This window comes from Corynebacterium sp. p3-SID1194 (assembly GCF_025144155.1).
Classification (GTDB): Bacteria; Actinomycetota; Actinomycetes; order Mycobacteriales; family Mycobacteriaceae; genus Corynebacterium.
In genome coordinates, this window is the sequence record NZ_JALXWY010000037.1 from 1 (window position 1) to 1,621 (window position 1,621).

The following is a 1,621-nucleotide window of genomic DNA, read 5'->3' on the forward strand; positions in this document are numbered from 1 at the left end:
TAGATCCAAGAAAGGCATTTCGCATGAAGAAGTCTGCACTCGTACGCTCTACTGGTGCTGCGGCAGTCCTCGGTCTGGCACTGTCGGTGGGAAGCATTGGCGTAGCTCAAGCTCCGCTCGCTGTCGCACAGGAAGCCTCGACCAACAACAACGCCACCATTGATCCTGACGCCGATGTCACACTGACCATCGATAAGCGTCTCAACCCGACCTCCATTGGCGGCCACGGTACTGGTGAGGCCGACCAGAACGTCACCGGTAATCCCCTGCAGGGTGCTACCTTCACCGGTACTCTGCTTAACGTCGACAACGTCAAACCGGAAGATCTGGGTAAGCTCACGGCCTCCAACTATAAGGAGCTTGGTGCCACTGCGACCCAGACGACTGTCACCGGCAAGACGGGCGATAATGGCCAGCTGAAGCTGGGCAAGGGCAACGGTCTGGTGCAGGGCATCTGGCTGTTCACTGAGACCATCGAAGGTGAGGTCACCGACACCGTCACCGGCAAAACCTACAAGGCCTCGGAGATCGCCCCGTCCACCCCGTTCATCGTATCCCTGCCGTACACCAACGCTAAGGGTGATGGTTGGAACTACGATGTCACCGTTCAGCCCAAGAACACCACTTCCGGCATCACCAAGGAAGTTGTGGATGCCGATCAGAATGTTGGCGATGACATTCAGTACCTGGTGAAAGGCAGCATCCCGGCGATCCCGGAGGGCGAAACGCTCAAGTCCTTCCGCATCACCGACCAGCTGGACACCGAGAACCTCGAAAACATCCGCGCACAGGTTGCGCTGTCTGATGGCACCGCCATCGCTGAGGGAACCGACTACAACGTTACCATCGATCAGGCGGCTGGCACCGTCGAGGTTAAGTTCACCGAGGCTGGTCTGACTAAGCTCGCTGGCGTTGGTGCAGGGAAGACCGTCGATCTGACCATCGACGCCAAGGTGAAAGAGATTACCGGCACCGACGGCATCGCAGTGAACGAGGCTAAGCAGTTCATCCACTACCCGGGCCAGGAGAAGGAGACCGAGACCACGTCAAACGAGGTCAAGACCTACTGGGGTCTGGTCAAGGTGGTCAAGACCGAAAAGGGTAGCGAAACCGCACTGAAGGGCGCCGAGTTCGAGCTGTACCGCTGCGAAGGCACCGAAACCAAGAAGGACCAGCTCGACGCTGAAAACAAGATCACCATCGGTGAGAAGTCCACCTGGACCACCGGCGACGACGGCACCGTCATCATCGACGGCATTCACGTCACCGACATCGAGGATGACTCCAAGGAGATCGACAAGTCCTACTGCTTGGTGGAGACCAAGGCTCCAAGCGGCTTCGTCGCCACCAACGAGGTTCACTCCTTCAAGCTCGCCTCCGACGATAAGAAGCTGAACACCGAAACGCCGGTTCAGTACGACGCGAAGATTGAAAACCAGCGTTCCGAGATGCCGAAGCTGCCGCTTACCGGTGGCATGGGTATCGGACTCCTGGTGGCGCTCGGCGCCTTGATTGCTGGCCTGGCGGCTTGGACTGCTCGCCGCGCCAACGCTGAGGCTTAAGGCCCCAGCCAGACTGAGCGCATTGACCTCAGTCTGTTGGCCCGCGGCCCCGCCCCCGG

Annotated in this window: 1 protein-coding gene; it reads left to right on the forward strand. The window is 59.1% G+C overall.

Annotation, left to right across the window (positions count from 1 at the left end):
• Positions 1 to 23: 23 nt before the first annotated feature.
• The gene (locus M3G19_RS11760; protein ID WP_259902786.1) at positions 24 to 1,562 is read left to right on the forward strand and encodes a SpaH/EbpB family LPXTG-anchored major pilin; all 1,539 of its coding nucleotides are present in this window, start codon (positions 24 to 26) and stop codon (positions 1,560 to 1,562) included.
• Positions 1,563 to 1,621 lie beyond the last annotated feature (59 nt).

Coding starts and splice junctions, on each gene's coding strand:
- M3G19_RS11760 (WP_259902786.1), top strand. CDS start 24: ATGAAGAAGTCTGCACTCGTACGCTCTACTGGTGCTGCGGCAGTCCTC.